The organism is Xanthomonas sp. CFBP 8445 (assembly GCF_025666235.1).
In the GTDB taxonomy this organism is placed as follows: Bacteria; Pseudomonadota; Gammaproteobacteria; order Xanthomonadales; family Xanthomonadaceae; genus Xanthomonas_A; species Xanthomonas_A indica.
Genome location: NZ_CP102594.1, coordinates 2,899,397 through 2,922,143 on the forward strand (window position 1 = coordinate 2,899,397; position 22,747 = coordinate 2,922,143).

General features: G+C 70.2%; 12 protein-coding genes and 1 tRNA gene. 6 read left to right on the forward strand and 7 right to left on the reverse strand.

Features of this window, described 5'->3' with window-relative positions; translation table 11 throughout:
* Window positions 1-222: 222 nt before the first annotated feature.
* Together cydC and cydD are read right to left on the reverse strand one after the other, a co-directional pair.
* On the reverse strand, window positions 223-1,923 hold the full coding sequence (cydC, locus tag NUG21_RS12395) for a thiol reductant ABC exporter subunit CydC (RefSeq protein WP_263391007.1): 1,701 nt from the start codon (window positions 1,921-1,923) through the stop codon (window positions 223-225).
* Window positions 1,920-3,650 (reverse strand): thiol reductant ABC exporter subunit CydD, encoded by a 1,731-nt coding sequence (cydD, locus tag NUG21_RS12400; RefSeq protein WP_263393074.1) that lies wholly within the window; start codon window positions 3,648-3,650, stop codon window positions 1,920-1,922. Before cydD ends, cydC begins: the two co-directional genes overlap by 4 nt.
* Before the next feature lie 273 nt (window positions 3,651-3,923).
* Between cydD and NUG21_RS12405 the strand changes: the two genes are divergently transcribed.
* The 5 genes from NUG21_RS12405 (at window position 3,924) to NUG21_RS12425 (ending at window position 7,593) form a co-directional block, all read left to right on the forward strand.
* The gene (locus NUG21_RS12405; RefSeq protein ID WP_160947339.1) at window positions 3,924-5,513 is read left to right on the forward strand and encodes a cytochrome ubiquinol oxidase subunit I; all 1,590 of its coding nucleotides are present in this window, start codon (window positions 3,924-3,926) and stop codon (window positions 5,511-5,513) included.
* A 19-nt stretch (window positions 5,514-5,532) separates the two neighbouring features.
* Entirely contained in the window at window positions 5,533-6,684 is a 1,152-nt protein-coding gene (gene cydB, locus NUG21_RS12410) for a cytochrome d ubiquinol oxidase subunit II (protein ID WP_160947338.1), read from the forward strand.
* 23 nt (window positions 6,685-6,707) lie between these two features.
* The gene (cydX, locus tag NUG21_RS12415; protein ID WP_019796409.1) at window positions 6,708-6,839 is read left to right on the forward strand and encodes a cytochrome bd-I oxidase subunit CydX; all 132 of its coding nucleotides are present in this window, start codon (window positions 6,708-6,710) and stop codon (window positions 6,837-6,839) included.
* A 60-nt stretch (window positions 6,840-6,899) separates the two neighbouring features.
* Window positions 6,900-6,976: transfer RNA gene (locus NUG21_RS12420), tRNA-Pro, on the forward strand.
* Window positions 6,977-7,263: 287 nt separating this feature from the next.
* A complete protein-coding gene (locus NUG21_RS12425; RefSeq protein WP_019796408.1) occupies window positions 7,264-7,593 on the forward strand; it encodes a hypothetical protein in 330 nt (109 codons plus the stop codon).
* A 23-nt stretch (window positions 7,594-7,616) separates the two neighbouring features.
* On the opposite strand, the gene NUG21_RS12430 is transcribed toward NUG21_RS12425, so the two are convergent.
* The 4 genes from NUG21_RS12430 to NUG21_RS12445 form a co-directional block, all read right to left on the reverse strand.
* Window positions 7,617-8,801 (reverse strand): beta-barrel domain-containing protein, encoded by a 1,185-nt coding sequence (locus NUG21_RS12430; RefSeq protein ID WP_160947337.1) that lies wholly within the window; start codon window positions 8,799-8,801, stop codon window positions 7,617-7,619.
* The gene (locus tag NUG21_RS12435) at window positions 8,794-10,962 is read right to left on the reverse strand and encodes a type I secretion system permease/ATPase (RefSeq protein ID WP_263391008.1); all 2,169 of its coding nucleotides are present in this window, start codon (window positions 10,960-10,962) and stop codon (window positions 8,794-8,796) included. The genes NUG21_RS12430 and NUG21_RS12435 overlap by 8 nt, the downstream gene beginning before the upstream one ends.
* Window positions 10,952-12,124 (reverse strand): TolC family protein, encoded by a 1,173-nt coding sequence (locus NUG21_RS12440; RefSeq protein ID WP_263391009.1) that lies wholly within the window; start codon window positions 12,122-12,124, stop codon window positions 10,952-10,954. The genes NUG21_RS12435 and NUG21_RS12440 overlap by 11 nt, the downstream gene beginning before the upstream one ends.
* A 95-nt stretch (window positions 12,125-12,219) precedes the next feature.
* Window positions 12,220-18,909 carry an Ig-like domain-containing protein gene (locus tag NUG21_RS12445; RefSeq protein ID WP_263391010.1) on the reverse strand — a complete coding sequence of 2,230 codons (6,690 nt, stop codon included), beginning with the start codon at window positions 18,907-18,909 and terminating at the stop codon, window positions 12,220-12,222.
* Window positions 18,910-20,052: 1,143 nt separating this feature from the next.
* On the opposite strand from NUG21_RS12445, the gene NUG21_RS12450 reads away from it, so the two are divergent.
* Window positions 20,053-20,256: a hypothetical protein gene (locus tag NUG21_RS12450; RefSeq protein ID WP_263391011.1), complete on the forward strand. Its 204-nt coding sequence runs from the start codon at window positions 20,053-20,055 to the stop codon at window positions 20,254-20,256.
* A gap of 362 nt (window positions 20,257-20,618) precedes the next feature.
* On the opposite strand, the gene NUG21_RS12455 is transcribed toward NUG21_RS12450, so the two are convergent.
* Complete coding sequence (locus NUG21_RS12455) at window positions 20,619-22,535, reverse strand: CocE/NonD family hydrolase (protein ID WP_263391012.1); 1,917 nt, start codon at window positions 22,533-22,535, stop codon at window positions 20,619-20,621.
* Window positions 22,536-22,747 lie beyond the last annotated feature (212 nt).

The window sequence follows — 22,747 nt, forward strand, 5'->3', positions numbered from 1 at the left end:
GCCCGGAAAGAAACTGACAACCGCGTCGTGGTGTTCGTTCCGCATCACCGACCGTCGCGAAATTCTAGAGCGGCTGCGTCTCAGTGGCTGACACTGACGGTGCGTTGTATACCATCAGAGAATCTCGCCTTGGTCATCATCGTTCTGCAACGTGCGTGCTTGGACGTTATCGCCGTTCGTGGAAGACGTACGCCGTGCTTCGCCAGTCAGGTCGCGCGTTTCTCACACGATGTCGGCGCTTGACGCCTCGGTGTTGCGCACGAGCCGGCCCTCCTGCAAGCGATAGCGCACATGCACCACGCCCTCGGGCAGCACGTCGTGGCTGATCAGCAGCAGGCTGCGCTGGCCCAGCGCCTGCGCCAGGTCGCGCAGCAGCGCCTGCGCCGTGTCCACGTCCAGGCCTTCGGTGGGTTCGTCCAGCACCAGCAGCGGTGCTTCGCGCAGCAGTGCACGGGCCAGGGCCAGGCGCCGGGCCTGGCCGGCGGACATGGTGGCGCCGTTTTCGCCGAGCCAGGCGTCGAGGCCACCGACTTCGTGCAGCCAGGCGTCCAGGCGCACGTCGGCCAGCACCCGCTGCAGACGCGCATCGTCGGCATCTGGATCGCCCAGGCGCAGGTTGTCGCGCACGCTGCCGGCGAACACCGGCGCGCCCTGCGGCAGCCAGGCGATGCGGCGATGCCACTGCGCCTCCGCGACCTCGCGCAGGTCGACGCCGGCATAGCGGACGCTGCCCTGTTGCGGATCCCACAAGCGCAGCAGCAACGCCGACAGGGTGGTCTTGCCGCTGCCGCTGTCGCCGGAGATGGCGATGCGCTCGCCCGGCGCGATGCGTAGTGTCACACCGTCGAGCACGCGCCGGGTCTCGCCCGGCCAGGCGAACGCCACGTCGTCGAACTGCACCTCGCCACTGGCCGGCAGCGCCTGTGGCTGCGCCGGGTCGACCACCGGCTGTGCCTGCCCGGCGATCGCCTGCAGGCGTCGCACGGCGACCCGGCCGGACTGCAACGCCTGCCAGGCCAGCCCGGCGCCGGCCCAGACCTCGAGCAGGGCCACGGTCAGGAACACCAGGCCGGCGGCCTGTTCGGCGCCGATCGCCTCGGCACGCGCCGCCCCCAGCGCCATCCACAGCATCGCCAGCAGGCCCGCCGCGGCGCACAGCGCGTGCAAGGCGTTGCCGCCGATCAGCCGTTGCCGCTGGCGCCGGTCCTCGGCGCGCAGCGCCTGCGCGCTGGCGTCCACGCGCGCGATCCAGGCGGCCTGCGCTTCGAGCGCGGCCAGGTCGGCGGCGCCCTCCAGGCCTTCGTAGGCCAGCGTGCGCAAGGCTTCGCGCTGCTGCGCGCGTGCGCGTTCGCGGGCCTCGCCGCCACGCGCCACCACCCAGGGCACGCCGAGTCCGATCGCCAACGCCAGCGCGGTCAGCACCAGCGCCGCCGGCCAGTGGATCGCCGCCGCCGCGGCGATGCCGATCGCGCCGACGCCGAGCAGTGCCGCCAGCGGCGCCAGCGCGCGCACCACCAGGCCGTCGACCTCGCCGATGTCCGACATCAGCCGTGCCAGCAGTTCGCCGGTGCGGCTGGCGCCGAGCCGTGCCGGTGCCAGCGGCAGCGCGCGACGGAAGAACCACACGCGCAGGTCGCGGGCGATGCGCAAGGTGGCATCGTGCCCGACCAACTTTTCGCCGTAGCGCGAGGCGATGCGGGCGAAGGTCAGTGCGCGGATGCCGGCCGATGGCGAAAAGAAATTGAAGCCGCTGCCCATGCCGACCGCACCGGCCAGCGCCGCGGCGGTGAGGAAGCCGCCGGACAGGCCGAGCAACCCGACCCCGGCCAGCATCGTGCACAGCACCAGCAGCGCGGTCAGCAGCAGCCGGCCGAGATGGCGGCCGAACACGCCGCGCAGGGTGTCGCGCTTGGTGCGGCTCATGGCCGCGCCCCCTGCGCCGCGGCGGACGCGTCGCGGGCCGGCAGCCGCAGCACGGTGTCGGCCCAGCGCATCGCCGCCTCGCTGTGGGTGGCGACGATCACGCTGCGACCGCGGGCGAAGGCCGCCAGCGTGCGCAGCAGTTCCGCTTCGGTGTCCGCATCCAGGAACGCGGTCGGCTCGTCCAGCAACAGCAGTTCGGGATCGCGCAGCAGCAACCGCGCCAGGCCGATGCGCCGTGCCTCGCCGCCGGACAGGGCGAAGCCGCGCTCGCCGATCGGCGTGTCCAGCCCCTGCGGCAGGCGCGCGGCGAAGCGCAGGACCTGCGCCGCTTCGGCGGCGGCATGCAGCTGCGCTTCGCTGGCCTGTGGATCGGCCAGGCGCAGATTGTCGGCAATGCTGCCGTGGAACAGATACGGGCGCTGCCCCGCGTAGCCGATGCGCAGTCCCGCGCGCATCTGCAAGGTGCCCGCGCGCGGCGGCAGCCACCCGGCCAGCGCTTCCAGCAGCGTGCTCTTGCCGCTGCCGCTGGGGCCGACCAGGGCCAGGCGCTGGCCGACATCCAGGTCGAAATCCAGGCCCTGCAGCGCATCGCAACGCGCGCCCACTGGCCGCAGGCGCAGCGCGCGCGCCTGCACAAGCGGTGCGGCACGCGATGCGCTTGTGGCCGGTGCGGCGACGGGTGCGGCATCGACAGCGGCAGCGGTAGCGGCGTCGTTCGGCACTGCTGCACCCTCAGTGCGCGCTGCCTGCGCATCCGTGGCCGGCGGCAGCCCCTCCAGCAGACGCTCCACCTCCGCCGCCGCCGCCAGCGCATTGGCGCGGTCGTGGTAATGCGCGGCCAGGCGCCGCAGCGGCGCATAGAACTCCGGTGCCAGCAGCAGGCAGAACACGCCGGTGCCCAGGGTCGGCACGCTAGCGTGCAGGGCGATCATGCCGAGGTAGCTCAGGCCCAGGTAGAGCGCGACGATCGCCACGCTGACCGAGGCGAAGAACTCCAGGACGGTGGAGGACAGAAACGCGATGCGCAGCACTTTCAGGGTGCGCTCGCGCACGCCCTCGGCGGCCTCCGCGATCCCGCGCAATTCGTCGTCGCCGCGCCCATACAGGCGCAGCAGGCCCAGGCCCTTGAGCCGGTCGGCGAAGTGCCCGCCCATCCGCGCCAGTTCGCGCAGTTGGCGGCGGCCGGCGGCCTCGGCCCCCCACCCCACCAGCATCATGAAGATCGGCACCAGTGGCGCGGTGAACAGCAGGATCAGGCCCACCACCCAGTCGCTCCACGCCACCGCCAGCACGATCAGCAGCGGCACCACGCTCACTTCCCAGCGCGCAGGCCGGTAGCCGGCGTAGTAGCCGTCCAGCGCATCGCCATGCGCCAGCAGCAGTTCGCCCAGTTCGCCGTTGCGCTGTCCGCGCAGCCACAGCGGCCCGCGCTGCAGCAGCTGCCGGTACACGCGGCGACGCAGCTCGAGTTTGGCCGCATCGGCGACATCGCCGGCGGCGCGCTGCGCGGCGGCGCCAAGCCCGGCGCGCAGCACCAACATCAGCGCCAGCAGGCCGAAGGCCGGCAGTGCCTGCGCCAGGTCGCGGCGCTCGACCAGCAGCGCCTGCACCAGCCAGGCGATGGCGCCGGACTGCACGATCAGCAGCGCGCCAGACACGCTGATGGCCGCCGCGGCCAGGCGCTGGCAGCCACGCGCCGCCGCGGCCAGGGCATCCAGCCAACGCATGCGCTGCTGCCGCTGTTGCGGCGCGTCGGCGGGCAGTGCGGCGGACGGCTCGGCGAAATCGGTCAAAACGGGCTCGGCGCGGCGAACGAAGCCGCCAGTTTAGCGGGGAAGGCGGTTCCGGGCTGGAACCGCCGTGGCCGCCACGATGCCGGGCGCCCCCATGGCGCACATTGATCTGAATCAAGGTCGAACGCGCCGGGGCGGCGGAAGATCGCCTCCAATCTCCCGCCACTCGGCCACCCAGATGCACATTTTCCACGAGGTAGCACAGCCATGATCGACACCACTGTCGTAGAGCTGTCGCGGCTGCAGTTCGCCATGACCGCCATGTACCACTTCCTGTTCGTCCCGCTCACCCTGGGCTTGTCCTTCATGATCGCGATCATGGAGAGCGTGTACGTCATGACCCGCAAGGACGTGTGGCGGCGCATGACCCTGTTCTGGGGCGTGCTGTTCGGCATCAACTTCGCGATGGGCGTGGCCACCGGCATCGTGATGGAGTTCCAGTTCGGCATGAACTGGTCCTACTACAGCCACTACGTCGGCGACATCTTCGGGGCGCCGCTGGCGATCGAAGGGCTGATGGCGTTCTTCCTGGAGGCGACCTTCATCGGCCTGTTCTTCTTCGGCTGGAGCAAGCTCACGCCGGTCAAGCACCTGATGGTGACCTGGCTGATGGCGCTGGGCACCAACCTGTCGGCGGTGTGGATCCTGATCGCCAACGGCTGGATGCAGAACCCGACCGGCGCGGTGTTCAACCCGGACACCATGCGCATGGAAGTGGTCGACTTCATGGCGGTGGTGTTCAACCCGGTGGCGCAGGCCAAGTTCGTGCACACGGTCAGCGCCGGCTACGTGACCGGCGCGGTGTTCGTGATGTCGATCAGCGCGCTGTACCTGCTGCGCGGCAAGCACCGCGACATCGCCCGGCGCTCGTTCGCGGTGGCCGCCGCGTTCGGCATGGCGTCCTCGCTGTCGGTGGTGGTGCTGGGCGATGAGAGCGGCTACGCCGCCAACGAACACCAGAAGATGAAGCTGGCCGCGATCGAAGCGATGTGGGAAACCGAGCAGGCGCCGGCCGACTTCACCGCCTTCGGCATCCCCAACCAGGCCACCGGCAAGAACGACTACGCAATCAAGGTGCCGTACCTGATGGGCCTGATCGCCACGCGCTCGTTGAACACGCCGGTGCCGGGCATCCTGGAGCTGGTCAAGCGCGCCGAGCACCGCGTGCGCGGCGGGCAGATCGCCTACGGCGCGCTGCAGCGGCTCAAGGCCAACCGCAACGATGCCGAGGCGCGGGCGGTGTTCGATCGCCACTGGCAGGACCTGGGGCACGGCCTGCTGCTCAAGCGCTACCGCGAGGACATCCTCAACGCCACCCCGGAGGAGATCGCCAAGGCCGCGCTGGACACGGTGCCGCGCGTGCTGCCGCTGTTCTGGACGTTCCGGGTGATGGCCGGCCTGGGCTTCTACCTGATCGCCTTCTTCGCCGCCGCGCTGTGGTTCTCGTGCAAGCACAATTTCGAGGACAAGCGCTGGTTCCTGAAGCTGGCGCTGTGGACCCTGCCGGCGCCGTGGATCGCGATCGAGTGCGGCTGGTTCGTGGCCGAGTACGGCCGCCAGCCGTGGGCGGTGGAAGGCGTGCTGCCGACCTTCTATGCCGCCTCCGGCCTGGCCCTGCACGACATCCTGATCACCCTCGCCGGCTTCGTTGCGATCTACACCACGCTGCTGATCATCGAGATCAAGCTGATGCTCAAGGCGATCCGCAAGGGGCCGGACGCGCTGCCCGCCCTGCTGCAACCCGCCCCGCGCCCCGTTCCCCCGATCGCCGCACCTGCGGCCGCCGGCCACCTCTGACACCGGCAGGAGACACACCATGGACTTCATTGCATTGGACTACACCACGCTGCGCGTGATCTGGTGGCTGCTGCTGGGCATCCTGCTGATCGGCTTCGCGGTGATGGACGGATTCGACCTGGGCGTCGGCGCGCTGCTGCCGTTCGTGGCCAAGACCGACGCCGAACGCCGGCTGGTGGTGAACACCATCGGCCCGGTCTGGGAGGGCAACCAGGTCTGGCTGGTGCTCGGCGGCGGCGCGATCTTCGCCGCCTGGCCGCCGCTGTACGCGGTCAGCTTCTCCGGCTTCTACCTGGCGATGTTCGTGATCCTGTTCGCGCTGATCCTGCGGCCGGTCGGGTTCAAATTCCGCGGCAAGCTGCCCGGCCAGCGCTGGCGCAACGGCTGGGACTGGGCGCTGTTCCTCGGCGGCTTCATCCCGGCGCTGATCATGGGCGTGGCGGTGGGCAACGTGCTGTTGGGCGTGCCGTTCCACTTCGACGACACCCTGCGGGTGTTCTACACCGGCAGCTTCTTCGGCCTGCTCATGCCGTTCGCCCTGCTCGCCGGCCTGCTCAGCGTGAGCATGCTGGTGGCGCACGGCGCGGCGATGCTGGTGCTGAAGACCGACGGTCCGGTGGCCGAGCGCGCGGCGCGCTACGGCAGCGTCGCCGCCCTGGCGGCCTGCGCGCTGTTCGCCGGCGCCGGGGTGTGGGTGGCCACCGGCCTGCCCGGCTACGCGGTCACCTCGCAGGTGGTCACCGACGGCGCCACCAACCCGCTGCTGAAGACCGCCGTGCTCGGCGAGGTCGGCGGCTGGATGCACAACTACCAGAGCATGCCGCTGACCGCGCTGGCCCCGGCCGCGGGCCTGCTCGGCCTGTTGCTCAGCGCGGTGCTGCTGCGCAAGCGTCGCGGCGGCCTGGCGTTCATCGCCTCCGGCGCGGCCATCGCCGGCATCATCCTCACCGTGGGCTTTGCGATCTTCCCGTTCCTGTTGCCCTCCTCCAGCCAGCCGGGCTCCAGCCTGACCGTGTGGGACGCCTCCAGCAGCCACCTGACCCTGTGGATCATGCTGCTGGCCACCGTGGTGTTCCTGCCGATCATCCTCGGCTACACCACCTGGGTGTACCGCGTGCTGAAGGGCAAGGTCACCGCCGCCTCCCTGGACGACAACCCCAACGCGTACTGACGCACCCGCAAGGAGAAACGATCATGTGGTACTTCGCCTGGATTCTCGGTGTCGGCCTGGCCTCCACCGCCGCCATCCTCAACGGCATGTGGTTCGAGGCGCGCGAGCGCAACGCGGCGGATGCCGCCGCCGACACCACCGGCGCGACGGACTGAAATTTTTTTGCAAAGGCGCTTGCCGAATGCGGAAGACCTCCGTATCATGTGCGGCTCCTTCGGGGTGTAGCTCAGTCTGGTAGAGCGCTACGTTCGGGACGTAGAGGTCGCAGGTTCGAATCCTGTCTCCCCGACCAGTTTCAAGGTCACAAGAAGCCTGGAAAACCACCGTTTTCCGGGTTTTTTTGTGCCCGCAATCCGGCACTGGCCGCGCATCGCGGCAACCGGCCGTCCGCGCCCGCCTGCCCCGATCCTCTCGCGGCAGCCGGGCCTTGACGCCGGAGCCTGGCGTCTCGCCACAATGGCGACGGGGGAACCGGCGCATTCATCACGCCCTGCGTCTTCGGCGACGCCACGCGCCGGAAGCGAGGCGGCGGGCATGTCCGTTTCGACGCTCACGACTCAGACAAACGGACACGACACCATGAAACTGCAAGCGACGCTCTGCCTCTCACTGATCGCGCTCTACTGCGCACCCGCAGCCGCGGTAACCGAAACCGACAAGCTGGTGGACCGCCTCGGCGTACAGGGCGTACAGGGCGGCACGACTGCCTACTTCAGCGTCAAGGATGCGCTCTCCACCACCTGCAAGTTCGACATCGTCTACTTCAACATCGGCGACGAGTTCGGCAAGGCCGCCTATGCGAGCCTGCTTGCCGCGCAGACCTCGGGCAAGAAGCTCTCGCGCTTCGAGTATTGGCAATCCGCTCCAGGCGAAACCTGCACCCTCTCGCTGGTCGAATCGCGCAGCTGAGCGGTGCGGACTGCGGTTGCTCCTCAGCGCAACCGCGCCTTCAACAACGGCCGCAGCAGGTAGTTCAGCACGCTGCGCTTGCCGGTGAGGATATCGACCTCGGCGACCATGCCGGGAATGATCGGCAGCGTGTCGCCGTCGCGACGCAACTGGCTGCCGTCGGTGCGGATCAGCACCTGGTAGAACGACTCCTTGCCGTGCGCGGTCTGCTCCTCGATGGTGTCGGCGCTGATCTGCTCGACGGTGCCGTTCAACTCGCCGTAGATGGTGTAGTCGTAGGCGGTGATCTTGACCCGGGCCTGCATGCCCGGCACCAGGAACGCCACGTCGCGCGGCTTGATCCGCGCCTCCACCAGCAACCGCTCCTCCACCGGGATGATCTCCATGATCGGCTCGCCCGGCGGGATCACCCCGCCGCGGGTATTGATCAGCACCGTGTTCACCCGTCCGCGCACCGGCGACAGGATCTCGGTGCGGCGCAGCTGGTCGTGGCGCTGTTGCACGATCGGCTCCAGCGCGCTGAGATCGGCCTTGCGCTTGGCCAACTCGGTGTAGGCCTCCTGGAAATAGCTGTTGCGCAGCTCGCCGAGACGCCCGCGCAGGGTGGCGATGTCCTGGCTGAGCTTGAGCGCCTCGACCTGGCTGACCGCCCCCTTGGCCACCAGCGGGCGCACGATGTTCAACTGGTCCTGGGCCAGGGCGATCTGGTGCTGGATCGCCTGGGTGCCTTCGGCCAGCTTGCTGCGCCGCGACTCGAACAGGTCGCGCTCGGACCGCAGCAGGGCGCTCTCGCCGGCGATCTGCGCCGGGAAGGCGATGCTGGTCTTGCCCAGCACTTCCGCCTCCAGCCGCGCGATCGCCGCATGCAGCACCTGCGCCTGGTTGACCGATTCCTGGTAGTTGGTCAGGAAGTGGGTGCGCTCCAGCCGCACCAGCGGCTGCCCCGGCTTGACCAGTTCGCCCTCCTGCACCAGCAACCGATCGAGGATGCCGCCCTCCAGGCTCTGGATCTTCTGGATGCGGCTGTACGGCACCACCCGGCCGTCGCCGCGGGTGACTTCGTCCAGCTCGGCCCAGGCCGCCCAGCCCAGGAACAGCGCCACCGTCGCCAGCACCGTCCACAGCAGCGGCCGGTACCAGGGATGCGTGGATGCCAGCAGCGGGTCGCCCAGCCGCCGCCGCACCGCCACCGCCGCGCGCTCAGCCATGGCTGCCCGCCAATGCCGTCGCCGGCACCTGCACCCGGTTGCCCTGCAGCACCTGCTCCACCGGCCCGTCCACCACCACCCGCCCCTGCCGCAGCACCACGGCGCGTTGCGCCAGTTCCAGCATGCTGCGCTTGTGCGTGCTGACGATCAGCGTGCGCGTGCCCAGCCAGCGCTGCAGGTAGGCGATGAACACGTGTTCGCTGTGCTGATCGAAGGCCGCGGTGGGCTCGTCGAGCAGCACCACGCTGGGGTCCTGCAGCAACAGCCGCGCCAGTCCCAGCGCCTGCCGCTGTCCGCCGGACAGGCTGGCATTGCCCTGGATCGGCAGGTCCAGCCCGAACGGATGCGCGCGCACGAACGTGCCCAACCCGACCCCGTCCAGCGCCGCATACAGTTCCTCGTCGCCGAGCGCGGCGCCGTGCAGGTTGAGGTTGTCGCGCAGGCTGCCATGGAACAGCGCCACGTCCTGCGGCAGGTAGCCGATGTTGCGCATGCGGTCGGCCGGGTCGATCTGCGCGATCGCCACGTCGTCCAGCAACAGCCGCCCCGCGTGCGGATCCAGCAGGCCGGCCAGCACCCGCAGCAGCGTGGACTTGCCGGCGCCGTTGCCGCCCAGCAGCGCCACGCGCTCGCCGGCGCCGATGCGCAGCGCCTGCACGTCCAGCACCGGCGGCTGCTCGCCGTAGCGCAGGCTCACCGCCTCCAGGCGGTAGTCGCCGCGCACGCGCAGCTTGTGCACGAAGCGCTTGCCCGGCGGCCGCTCCTGTTCGGCCCCCAGCAACTGGTCCAGCCCCTCCATGGCCACGCGGGTGTGCTGCCAGCGCCCCAGCACCGCCGCGGCCTGCCCCAGCGGCGCGATGGCGCGCGAGGCCAGCAGCGAACAGGCCACCAGCGCACCCACGCTCATCTCGCCCTGCTGGATGCGGTAGACGCCGAACACCACCACCCCGACGTAGGCCAGTTGCTGCACCACCGATGCGGCATAGCTGAGCGCGGTAGTCAGCGCGTACGTCCGCATCGCCGAGGCGGACAGCTGCGCGGTCAGCGCTTCCCACAGTCCCTGGCAGCGGCCTTCGCCGCGTGCGGCCTTGATCGACTCCAGATGCTCGAACGCCTCCAGCAGCAGGCCGTTCTTCATCGCCCCCTCGCGCAGGTTCTGCCGCGACAGTTCGCCCAGCAGGCGCTGCGCCAGCAGCCCAGGCAACACCATCAGCACGCAGGCGACCAGCGGCACCCAGACCACGTGGCCGCCGATCAGGGCGATGATCCCCAGGAAGATCGCCACGAACGGCAGGTCGCTGATCAGCGCCGCGCTGGAACTGGTGAAGAACTCGCGCACCGATTCGAACTCGCGCACCTGGGTGCTGAACGCGCCCATCGACGCCGGCTTGGCGGCCATGCGCATGGCCAGCACGCGCGAGAACAGCAGCGTGGACAATTGCAGGTCCAGGCGCTTGCCCAGCACCGCCAGCAACTGCCCGCGCAGGGTGCGCAGCACGCCTTCCATCACGATCGCCAGGACCACGCCGCTGGCCAGGATCCACAGCGTGTCGAAGGCCGCGTTGGGCACCACGCGGTCGTAGACCTGCATGGCGAACAGCGCGGTGGCGATGGCCAGCAGGTTGGCGACCATCGCCGCCAGCGCCACTTCCGCATAGGAGCGCCACAGCTTCTTCAGCGGCCCGTAGAACCAATGCTCCGACGCGCTGCCGGCGTACCCGCCGATGCGCCCGTCGTCGCGGAAGCGCGGTTTGGCGAAGACCGCCGACCCGCTGTACAGCGCCTCCAGTTCCGCCACCGGCACCGCCTGCTCGCCACCGCCGGCATGCGGCAGCAGCAGCCGTGCCTGTCCCGCCTCGACCGCCTCCAGCAGCACCGTGCGCCCATCGTGCAACAGCAGCAGCGCCGGCAGCAGGTAGCGGTCCATGCCGTCCAGCGGATACGCCAGCACCTCGGCCGTGAGCTCGGCACGGCGCAGCGCGCGCGGCACCAGGTGCAGCGGCAGGCGTCCCTGCACCAGGGCGATGCCGTCCACCAGTTCGGCATCGCTCAACGGCCGCCCCAGGCGCTGGCACAACAGCAGCAGGCCTTCGCGCAGTCCGTCCGCGGCGCCGGCCCGCGGCGTCGCCACGGATGCTTCGACCCCCCCTTCACCCTGCATGCGTCGTCTCCTGGAACAGCGCGTGCAATGCGCCGATCTGTGCCGCCGCGCGGTAGCGCAGGCGCTTGCGTTCGATCCGCAGGCTGATCAATTGCCGCTCGGCTTCCAGGCGTTCGCGCTGCACGTTCAGCAGCTCGATCACCTCGCGCCGGCCCACGCTCAACTGCTCGCGGTACAACTCGGCCACTTCCACCGCCTGCTGCGCCTGCCGCAGCAGCGCCTGCTCGCGCCCGCGCAAGGCCTCGCCGCTGTCGGCGAGGGTCTGTACGGTGCGCCGCACCTCGCGGCGCATCGCCTCCAGGTTCCACTGCGCCGCTTCCAGGCGCTGGCGCGCGGCCTGCGGGCGCAGGAACGTGGACATGCCCTGGAACACGTCCATGCTCAGCCGCAGCGAAATGGTCGAATCGTTCTGCAGGCGGCCGCCGACGTCGCGACGCAGCGCGGCGGCCTCCAGATTGAGTTGCGGCTTCATCGCCGCGCGCGCTTCGCGTACTTCGGCCTCGGCCGCGCGTACCTGTTCGCCGGCCTTGCGCAGCAGCGGCGAGGCGTCCACCGCCTGCGCCAGCAACGGCGGCGCCAATTGTGGCAATTCCAGCGTCTCCGGTTCGACCAGATCTTCGGCCTCGGCCCCGACCAGCAGCAGGAACTGGTTGCGCAACTCCTGCAGCGCGCCCTGCTCGGTCGCCAACTGGTCCTGGCCGCGGGCCAGTTCCAGCCGCGTCCGCTCCAGTTCGCTGCGATCGGCATAGCCGCCGCTGCGCGCCTCGCTGAGGTCGGCGATCACCTGCAGGCGTTGCAGATGCGCTTGCACCGCCTGCAGCCGCTGCTGCGCCGCCAACACGTCCAGATACACCTCCACGATCTGCAGCGCGGCGTCGTCGGCGGCCACCTCCACCGCCGCGTCCTGCCCGCGCTGCTGCGCGCGTGCATTCGCCACCCGGCTCGACACGCGCCCCCAGTCGTACAGCATCTGCGAGAGATTGACGTCGTAGACCATCTCGCCCGGGTCCAGCGCCTTGGGCCCGGCGGCGACCGACAACGCCGGGTAGTAGCCGCTGCGGGCGATGCGCACGTCGGTGGCGGCGCGCGCCGCGTCCGCCATCGCCGCGCGCAACTGCGGCTCGATCGCCAATCCGCGCTGCACGGCCTGCGTCAGCGACATCGCGCAGGCGCACGCCGGCAGCGCCAACCACAGCCCGACGGCAAGCGCCGGGCCGGACCGGCGCGTGCGCCGGTCCCCATCCCCCTTCCTCGCCATCAGGCCGTCACCACCGCGAGCGTGTTGTCCTCCACCAGCAAGGTCGCGGTGCCGAAGCTGTAGACGTGATAGGTGATGCCGTCGATCGCCTGGGTGGTACCGCTGTCCACCGCGCCGATCACGTTGAGCACATCCGCCCCGTCGCCGGTGATCTGCAGGGTGTCGTTGCTGTCGGTGATCGCCAGCACTTCCGACGCGGTCAAGGTCAGCGTGCTGCCGGAATCGCCCTTGCCCAGGTCCACGCGCTCGATGTTGCTCAGGGTGCCGATGCCCGCGGCGTTGTAGTCCAGATCGATGCCGTTGGCGAACAGCAGCGTGTCGAAGCCGGCGCCACCGTCGATGCTGACGAAGGTGTTGCCGGTGATCTGGATGGTGTCGTCGCCGTTGCCGGCCAACACCTGGTCGCCGCTGCCGACGTTGAAGATCAGGTCGCTGCCGTCGCCGGCGAGGATGCGTTCGCTGCTGCCGTCGGCACCGGACAGGATGTCGATGCCGCCGGTGCCATTCACGCTGATCGTGCCGATGCCCAGGCTGGCGCCGTTGTTGGCCAGGGTGATGCCGTAGCGGGCGCTGTCGTTGCCCTGCGTATCGGTGCCCACCACTTCGAACGACACCTGGGTTCCCAGGTTGAGCAGGCCCGAGGCGGTGAGCCCGAGTTGGTTCAGCACGCTGGAGCTGAGCAGGTTCAGGGCGAAGTCGCCGCTGGCATCGGCCTGGATCGGCGTGAGTTCGACATTGAGCGTGGGCGTGATGACCCGGATCGCCAGGCTCGCGTTCGGCTCGGCCTGCCCGCTGAAGCCGAACGTCGCCGGCAGCAGCGCGAAGTTCACGCCGAAGTCGCCGAGCGTCAGCGGCTGCGCGATGTTGGTGCCCACGCCCAGCGAGACGACCGGGCTGGGATTGCCGGCCGGGTCGGCACCGACCACCGAGACCTGCGCGTTCAACAGCTGCGCCCAGCTCAGGTCGATGTCCAGGCCGGTCAGCAGGTCCAGCGAGGCCAGGCCGCTGTTGTCGGCGGCGAGCGTGGCGGTGGCCTGCACGCCGCCGACGTTGACGTTGACCGTCAGCGCCAGGCCCGGCTCGCCGGAAATCGTCAGCAGACTGCCGACCAGCGACAGCACCGGCGTCGCCGGCGCGACCGTGTCGATGGTGAAGCCGACCGAGGACGACAGCGGGCCGCCGTTGATGTCGACCGTGACCGTCGCCGCCCCTTGCGGCAATGCCGCGCCGCCGCTCGGCGGCAGCACCGATACCAGCACGTTGCCGGCGCTCAGGTCGGCGCTGGTCAGGGTGTGGCTGACGTCGACCTCGTAGCCGTTCTGACCGGCAAAGTGCACGGTGACCACCTGCCCGACCAGCATGTTCGGCCGCAGCTGCACCGCCACCTGGATGCCGTTGACGATCTCCGCAGCGTTGATCCAGGTATCGCCCGCCTCCGCAACGCTGAGCAGTGGCGGCGACAGGTCCGGCGCAGTGAGCAGCGCCGGCGCGCTGACGTTGCCGGCGGCGTCCACCGCCACCACCGACAGCGCCTGACCGATCACCAGCGGCGGCGACAGCGGCAGGCTGAAGCTGCCGTTGCCATCCACCTGGATCAGCAGCGGATTGGCGGTATCGCCGTTCACCACCACGCGCAGTTGCGCATTGGCCTCGGCGGTGCCGCTGAGCAGGCTGCCATCCAGGCTGATCGACACCACCGGCGCCGCTGGCGCCAGCGCATCGATGGTCAGCGTCGCCGGCGGGCTGGCATTGCCGGCCGCGTCGGTGGCGATGGCGCTGATCACCGTGCCGTTCGGCAATGCAGCCCCCGGCGTCACACTCCAGTTGCCGGACGCGTCGGCCGTGGCCTGACCGACCAGCGTACCGTTGCCGTCGGTGACGGTAATGGTGGCACCGGCTTCGGCGCTGCCGACGATGGCCACGCCATTGCTCGCCTGCAGGATCGGGGCGGCCGGCGCCACTGCATCCACGATCAACGTCGCCGGCGCACTGGCGTTGCCCGCGACATCGGTGGCGATGGCGGTCACCACCGTGCCGTTCGGCAATGCGGTGCCCGGCGTCACGCTCCAATTGCCGGACGCGTCGGCGGTGACCTGGCCGATGAGCGTGCCGTTGCCATCGGTGACGGTGATCGTCGCCCCCGCTTCCGCGCTGCCGACGATGGCGACGCCATTGCTCGCCTGCAGGATCGGCGCCGCCGGCGCCAGCGCATCCACGGTCAACGTTGCCGGTGCACTGGCGTTGCCGGCCGCATCGGTGGCGATGACGGTCACCACGGTGCCGTTCGGCAACGCCGCGCCCGGCGTCACACTCCAGTTGCCGGACGCGTCGGCCGTGGCCTGGCCGATCAGCGTGCCGTTGCCGTCGGTCACGGTGATCGTCGCGCCGGCTTCGGCGGTGCCGACGATCGCCAGGCCATTGCTGACCTGCAGGATCGGGGCGGCCGGGGCCACGGCATCGATGGTCAGCGTCGCCGGCGGGCTGGCATTGCCGGCCGCGTCGGTGGCGATGGCGCTGATCACGGTGCCGTCGGGCAAGGCGGCCCCCGGGGTCACGCTCCAGTTGCCGGAGGCATCGGCGGTGGCCTGCCCGATCAGCGTGCCGTTGCCGTCGGTGACGGTGATCGTCGCACCCGCTTCCGCGCTGCCGACGATGGCCAGGCCATTGCTCGCCTGCAGGATCGGCGCCGCCGGCGCCAGCGCATCCACGATCAACGTCGCCGGCGCACTGACATTGCCGGCCGCATCGGTGGCGATGGCGGTCACCACGGTGCCGTTGGGCAACGCGACGCCCGGCGTCACGCTCCAGTTGCCGGCCGCATCGGCGGTGACTTGGCCGATCAGCGTGCCGTTGCCGTCGGTGACGGTGACCGTCGCACCCGCTTCCGCGGTGCCGACGATGGCGATGCCATTGCTCGCCTGCAGGATCGGCGCCGCCGGCGCCAGCGCATCCACGATCAACGTTGCCGGTGCACTGGCATTGCCGGCCGCATCGGTGGCGATGGCCGTCACCACGGTGCCGTCGGGCAACGCCGCCCCCGGGGTAACGCTCCAGTTGCCGGAGGCATCGGCGGTGGCCTGCCCGATCAGCGTGCCGTTGCCGTCGGTCACGGTGACCGTCGCGCCGGCTTCGGCGGTGCCGACGATCGCCAGGCCATTGCTGACCTGCAGGATCGGGGCGGCCGGGGCTACGGCATCGACGATCAGTGTCGCCGGCGCACTGGCGTTGCCAGCGGCATCGGTGGCGACGGCCGTCACCACGGTGCCGTCGGGCAACGTCGCCCCCGGCGTGACGCTCCAGTTACCGGACGCATCGGCGGTGGCCTGGCCGATCAGCGTGCCGTTGCCATCGGTCACGGTGATGGTCGCACCGGCCTCCGCCGTACCGACGATCGCGCTGCCATTGCTCGGCTGCAACACCGGCGCCGACGGCGCCAGCGCGTCGATGGTCGCTGTCGCCGGCGCGCTGGCATTGCCGGCCGCGTCGGTGGCGATGGCAGTCAGCACGGTGCCGTCGGGCAGCGGCGCCCCCGGCGTAATGCTCCAGTTACCGGACGCATCGGCCGTGGCCTGGCCGATCAGCGTGCCGTTGCCGTCGGTCACGGTGACCGTCGCCCCGGCTTCGGCCGACCCGACGATCGTCAGGCCGTTGCTCGGCTGCAGGATCGGCGCTGGCGGTGCCGTCGCATCCACGGTGGTGGTGGCCGGCGCACTGACGTTGCCGGTCGCGTCGGTGGCCACGGCATTGATCACCGTGCCATCCGGCAGCGGGGCTCCCGGGGTCACGCTCCAGTTGCCGGACGCATCGGCCGTGGTCTGGCCGATCAGCGTGCCGTTGCCATCGGTGACGGTGACCGTCGCCCCGGCTTCGGCGGTGCCGACGATCGCGGTACCGTTGCTCGGCTGCAGCACCGGGGCGGCCGGCGCCACGGCATCGACGGTCAGCGTGGCCGGCGCGCTGGCGTTGCCCGCCGCGTCGGTGACCACGGCGTTGACCACTGTGCCGTCGGGCAGCGGGGCTCCCGGGGTCACGCTCCAGTTGCCGGACGCATCGGCGGTGGTCTGGCCGATCAGCGTGCCGTTGCCATCGGTGACGGTGACCGTCGCCCCGGCTTCAGCGGTGCCGACGATCGCACTGCCGTTGCTCGGCTGCAGCACCGGGGCGGCCGGCGCCACGGCATCCACCGTGGTCGTCGCCGGCGCGCTGGCGTTGCCGGCCGCGTCGGTGGCGATGGCGCTCAGCACGGTGCCGTCGGGCAATGCCGCCCCCGGGGTGATGCTCCAGTTGCCGGAGGCATCGGCCGTGGCCTGGCCGATCAGCGTGCCGTTGCCGTCGGTCACGGTGACCGTCGCGCCGGCTTCGGCCGACCCGACGATCGTCAGGCCGTTGCTCGGCTGCAGGATCGGCGCCGATGGTGCCGTCGTATCCACGGTGGTCGTACCCGGCGCGCTGACGTTGCCGGTCGCATCGGTGGCCACGGCGTTGATCACCGTGCCATCGGGCAGCGGGGCTCCGGGGGTCACGCTCCAGTTGCCGGACGCATCGGCCGTGGTCTGGCCGATCAGCGTGCCGTTGCCATCGGTGACGGTGACCGTCGCACCGGCTTCGGCTGACCCGACGATCGCGGTACCGTTGCTCGGCTGCAGCACCGGCGCCGCCGGCGCCACGGCATCGACGGTCAGCGTGGCCGGCGCGCTGGCGTTGCCGGCCGCGTCGCTGGCCACGGCGTTGACCACCGTGCCGTCGGGCAGCGCCGTGCCGGGTGTGATGCTCCAGTTGCCGGACGCATCGGCGGTGACCTGGCCGATCAGCGTGCCGTTGCCATCGGTGACGGTGACCGTCGCCCCGGCTTCGGCGGTGCCGACGATCGCACTGCCGTTGCTCGGCTGCAGCACCGGCGTCGCCGGCGCCACGGCGTCCACTGTGGTCGTCGCCGGCGCGCTGGCATTGCGGGCCGCGTCGGTGGCGATGGCGCTCAACACGGTGCCGTCGGGCAACGGCGTGGCCGGGGTCAGGCTCCAGGTGCCGGAGGCATCGGCGGTCGCCTGGCCGATCAACGCGCCGTTGGCGTCGGTGACGGTGACCGTCGCGCCGGCCTCGGCGCTCCCGGCGACGACGCTGCCGTTGCTCGGTTGCAGCACCGGCGCCGCCGGCGCCACCGCATCCACGGTGGTGGTCGCCGGCGGACTGACCGTGCCCGCGGCATTGCTGGCGACGGCGGTGATCACCGTGCCGTCCGGCAGCGGCGTGGCCGGGGTGAAGCTCCAGTTGCCGGCGGCATCGACGACGGCCTGGCCGATCGGCGCGCCATTGCCGTCGCTCAGCGTGATGGTGGCGCCCGCTTCGGAGGTGCCGGCGATCACGCTGCCGTTGGTCGCCTGGATGATCGGTGCCGCCAGCAGATCCGGCGCCTGCACGCTGGTCGGGGGGCTGTTGTTGCCGGCCGGATCAGTCACCACCACGGTCAGCGTCTGGCCGTCGGTCAGTGGCGGCTGCAACGGCAGGCTGAAGCTGCCGTCGCCGCCCACCACGACGGTAAAGTCGGGAACGCCGTCGCCGTTCGCATCGACGCCCACCGTCGCGCCCGCCTCGGCGGTGCCGGTCAAGGTGCCGCCATCGGCCGAGACCTGCAGATTTCCCGCCGCCGCCGGCGGCGTAGTGTCGGGCGCATTGACGCTGGCGCCGGGGCCGGTGTTGCCGGCCGTATCGGTCACCACCACGGTCACGGTCTCGCCGTTGGTCAGCGGTGGCTGCAACGGCACGCTGAAGCTGCCGTCGCTGCCGACCACGGCGGTCACGTCCGGCACGCCATCGCCATTGGTGTCCACACCCACCGTCGCACCCGCCTCCGCGGTACCGATGAGGCTGCTGCCATCCGCCGCGACCTGCAGGTTGGCGGCCGCAGCAGGCGGGGTGACGTCCGGTGCCTGCACCATCGCCGGCGGGCTGGAGGCCCCATCCGGGCTGGTGACCACCACGGCCACCATCTGGCCACCGACCACCGGCGCCGGCAGCGTCACGGTGAAGCTGCCGTCGGTGCCGACCACGACCACCGTGTCCACCTGTCCGTCGCCATCGGCATCGACGCCGACCGAATGGCCGGGAGGCGCGTTGCCGCTGATCTGGGTGCCGTCCGGGGAGATCTGCAGATTGGTCGCCACGGCTGGTGCCGACGGCTGCGGTTGCGGCTGGGGCTGTGGCTGCACGATCTCGTTGCGATCGTCCTCGCTGCCCATGCTGGCCAGCGCGCCCGCGCCGAGTGCGACGCCGCCCGCCATCAGCCAGGGCGCAGCCAGCCCACCGGCCGCGCCGCCCGCGCCGGCCACGCCGGCCGCGGTCAAGGATTCGAACCCGGCATCGCCGCCCACCGGCGCATAGCTGGCCAGCAACACGGCCCCTTCGCCGCCGGCGAACTGCACCGCCAGCAGATCCTGCTCCTGCGTCAGGAACAACGCGCTCGGCTCGGACGCAGGGTCGAAGAAGTGAACGATGCGGACCGTCTCGCCGTTCTTCATCCGCACCAGCAGATCGTCGCCTTCGCGGCTGTAGGCGGCGACCCGGTCGGGCGACACATCCAGTACCACCTGGCTGGCCTGGGTCAGTCGCACCACGCCGTCGGCCGGCAGCGGGACGGCGTGGGCGCGGGCGATGTCGGCACCGTGCGGGACAACCTTGACCTGGATACTCATGGCGAACACTCCTATCGCGAAATGGGACGGCAGCGTGCGAGCGCAAGCCAAAGGTGTTGGGCGGTCGGCGCGACAGCACGCCGTGCCGGCCGCTGCGCAGGCAAGACCTCACCTGCGCGGCCCGATTGGTCCACGACAAGCATTGGGATTGACGATCAAGCGACGCGGAAGGCGACAAACGCGCTACCGCGGCACGTCTACGGGCAGAACGCGCCTAGCGTCGACAGCGTGGGGATGCCCGATCGGGCGGGCGGCGGCAGCGGAACGCGAGGCACGGCGAACGGGACACACCGGCGGTATCGATAGACATCACGGACCCTCCTTCCTTGAGTCGCTCACAGTTCGAAAGCGGTGCAGCAAACACGCGTGCAGACGCAGTGCGCCTAGCTCCCCCCGGCCGCCCCGACGGAACCGCCAATGGTGCCGGCCCGCCTTTCACTACTGAAGCGATCACGCAAATATGGATGCCGGCAACAGCGCCGACGTCGTATGCAATGCACCTCCGTCTGCACGCGGCGATCTTTGCCAACGACGCCACGCGATGGCAATAAAGCGTCACTCACCGTTTCTGAAAATGTGTTGAGCACCAACAAAAGATGACGGTTTTTTCACCATGTCATCTACCTAATTTAAGGCGTGTTTGCGCAAGACCGCGCGGCAGTGCGCGGCGTGGACGACAATGACGACGCGCGCCGGTGCGCTCTGCAAGCGATTGCAAACATGTCGAAGCCGTACCTGTGCGTACGCAAACCATGCATACACGCGCACCGTGGGCACACGCTGGAGCGCAGCTGCGCACCATGGAGTGATCGCGCGCGATGGCGTGGTCAAGCGACGACCAGGCTGGATCTGTACGCCAGCGCATGGCAGGACGCGCAGCGTGGAAGGCATGGCGCAGTCGTGCGGAAGCAGCCGGTTTTTAGCGCTTTTTTTGCAGACAATGTCTGCTGCCACGTTCGTATCCCGCGGCAAGACTGCGCGACCAGCATCGACACGGCAACGGGCAACTCGGGTTGCGTAGCGCGTAGCGACCTCCCTTGTTGATGCCTTGGCGCTCGGCGAGATCGGTGATGCCGGCGATGACCCATCGCCCCTTGTCGAACAGATGACCAGACATGCGATGAGGTCGCGCCGGGCGACAGCATGGCAGTGACATCCATGCACTTAGCTTCCATCGTCGGCATGATCCCTTCGTCGCTGGCGAAGGCGACCGGGCTGGTGGCGGAGAACCTGTTGTGGCTCTTCAGCAGCACCGTCTTTGATCCCATGGAGACGATCGCACTCGACGCGCTCGCGCCGAGCAGCCGCATCATGATCTCGGCTCTCTCCCAGTCCGACCGACAATGACCAGCACGCCCGCGTCGTGCAGACGCTCCTCGCCGGCGCCAGCGGACCGATCGCTGCGGATGGACGCGAAAGCAGTGCGAAGGGGTGCATCGCCTGTTCGCGCCCGGCAGCGAACTCCTGCAGTTCGCGGGGCCGGCCATCGTCGACACCCTGAACACGCGCTTCGCTGCCATCCCGACGATCGCCCGCCATCTCGGCCACGGCCATGCGCGCCGGGCGCGCGCGCATGCTGCGAGGACACGCGTCCGCACCCTAGTGACGCATGCATCGCGCCCCGGGCCAGGCGGCGACGCTGGCGGGCGCCGCCCGGCTGGCCATCGACATGCCTGGCCGCGACGGCGCAGGCGGCAACCGCTGCGCGTTCAGTCCACCGGCAATGCGATGTAGCTCGCCTGCTGCGGCGTGTGCCAGATCCGCTGCGTCGCCTTCTGGTAATCGCCCGGCTTGGCGAAGTAGATGTTCGGCACGTAGGTCTGCGGGTTGCGGTCGTACAGCGGGAACAGCGTGGACTGCACCTGCACCATGATCCGGTGGCCGCGCTCGAAGGTGTGGTTGGCGGTGGGCAGGCCGAAGCGGTAGGCCAGCGGCTGGTTCGGGGTCAGCGGCGCCGGATGCTCGAAGCTCTCGCGGTAGCGGCCGCGGAAGATCGCCAGCGACACCGGCAGCTCGTAGCCGCCCAGCTTCGGCTCGGAGGCCATCTGGTCCGGGTAGACGTCGATCAGCTTCACCACCCAGTCGCTGTCGCTGCCGCTGGTGGACGCCTGCAGGTGCACTTCCGGCGCGCCGGCGATGCGCAGCGGCGCCTGCAGCGGCTCGCTGACGAAGGTCAGCACGTCCGGGCGGCCGTCGACGAAGCGCTGGTCGTGCACCAGCCAGGTGGTCCACATGTCGCGGTCGCCGAACACCACCGGGCGCGGCACGAACGGCACCGGCTTGGCCGGGTCGGACACGTACTCGGTGTACTCGCCCTGCCCGGCCTTGGGCGCCTCGAACGAGACGCGGCCGCCAGCCTGCAGGTACAGCGGCTTGCTCTGCGCCGGGCAGCCCTGCGCGCAACTCAGCGGCCAGCGCTGCAGGCGGTCCCAGTGGTTGGCACCGGTGTCGTAGATCAGCACCGGCGGCGTGTCGGCCTTGGGCGCACCATCGACCAGGTACTGGTCGAAGAACGGCTTGAGCACGTCGCGACGGAACTGCAGCGCGGTGTCGCCGTCGAACTGCAGCGCGCCCAGCGAGGCGCCCTCGTAGTTGACCTGGCTATGCCGCCACGGCCCCATCACCAGGTAGTTCTTGTCGTTGCCGGTGTCGCGCGGCTCCATCGCCTCGTAGCTGTGGATCGCGCCCCACATGTCTTCCTGGTCCCACAGCCCCTGCAACCACATCGTCGGCACCTTCAGCGGGGTACGCGCCATCACCCTGTCCAGCGCCTGCTCCTGCCAGAACGCATCGTAGGCCGGGTGCTCGGTGAGTTTTCGCCACCACGGCAACTGCTCCAGCCCGGCGGCCTTGGCGTAGTCGCCGGCCGAGCCGGCGCGCAGGAAGTTGCTGTAGTCGTCGTAGCCCTGGCGCGGGATGCCCTCGCCCTTGCCGCGCCGGGTCGTCTGCCCGGTGAAGTAATCCAGGTTGACCTGGCGGAAGGCGCCGTAGTTGAGCCAGTCGTCGCCCATCCAGCCATCGATCATCGGGCTTTCCGGCGCGGCCACCTTCAGCGCCGGATGCGGATCGGCCAGCGCCATCACCACGGTGAAGCCCTCGTAGGACGAGCCGATCATGCCGACCTTGCCGTTGGATTCGGGCACGTGCTTGACCAGCCAGTCGATGGTGTCCCAGGCATCGGTGGCGTGGTCGACCTTGGTCGGATTGAGCGGCCCGCGCAGGGGCCGGGTCACCACGTAGTCGCCCTCGGAACCGTACTTGCCGCGGATGTCCTGGAACACGCGGATATAGCCGCCATCGACGAACACCTCGTCGCCCTGCGGCAGCAGATCGCGCATGTGCGGCGAGGCCAGCCGGCTGGCGCGGCCGCTGGCGTCGTAGGGCGTGCGCGTCAGCAGGATCGGCGCGCCGTGCGCGCCCTTGGGCAGCACGATCACCGTGTGCAGCTTGACCCCGTCGCGCATCGGGATCATCACCTCGCGCTTGATGTAGTCGTTGGCCGCGGTCGGCGCGACGAACGGCTTGCCGGTGATGTCCGGGGTCATCGGCGCGGTCTGGGCGAACGCGGTGCCGGCAGTGGCGAAGGCGACGGCAGCGGCGAGCAGGCAGGGAGCGAGGCGGCGCATGGGCGTTGGATCCCGAAAGGAGGCGAACCGGCGACGCTAGGCGACGGCGCCTCGCTCGGCAAGTGACAAAGGCTGGGTCCTCGGTCGCGCCTGGGCGCCACCGCGCCATGCAGGGGCGCTGCGCTTGAGTCCAGGTCGCTCAGCCCAGACCGACGCCCGGCCCCATCGCCGCCACGAACAGGACGCTGGCCACGTGGCTGTTCGCCGCGTGA